Genomic DNA, 636 nt, shown 5'->3' with positions numbered 1-636 from the left:
TCGCCGCGGGGGACCCGAAAAACGGCTATGCCGTGCAGCACCAGGAAGCCAATTCCTGGGCAGCCTTCGGCAATGTGAAGTACGCCGTCACGCCGGACTTCAAGCTCACCGCCGGCCTGCGCTACACCGACGACAAGAAGGACTTCGACGCCGTGCGCACCTGGACGCCGGGCAAGGCCAACAACGTCGACATCATCGGCCCGTTCTACACCCACCCCAAGTCGACGAACTGGAGCTGGGACTTCGGCGCCAACTACAACCTCGACAAGTCCACCAGCGTGTTCGCGCGCGTTGCCACCGGCTACCGCGCACCGTCCATCCAGGGCCGCGTGCTCTTTGGCGACTCGATCTCGGTGGCGAACTCCGAGAAGGTGCTGTCCGTCGAGGCCGGCTTCAAGGCCGACCTGCTCGACAACACCGCCCGCGTCAGCGGCACGGTGTTCAAGTACCGCGTCAAGGACATGCAGCTGACGGCCGGCTCGGGCTCGACCAATCAGAACCGCCTCGTCAACGCCGCCAAGGCCGAGGGCCAGGGCTTCGAGCTGGACGCCCAGGCCATCATCGCGCGCGACTGGCGCACGACGCTGGGCTTCTCGTACAACGACACGAAGATCAAGGACGCCAATCTCTTCGTGC

1 protein-coding gene is annotated in these 636 nt (G+C 65.1%); it reads left to right on the top strand.

Annotated features, from left to right (window positions below):
- The coding region (locus AC1DU6_RS34540) for a TonB-dependent receptor domain-containing protein (protein ID WP_477863003.1) at positions 1–636 on the top strand (636 nt) is incomplete at both ends.

Source organism: Roseateles sp. P5_B10, assembly GCF_056400485.1.
This window is presented reverse-complemented; position numbering and strand designations above follow the sequence as displayed.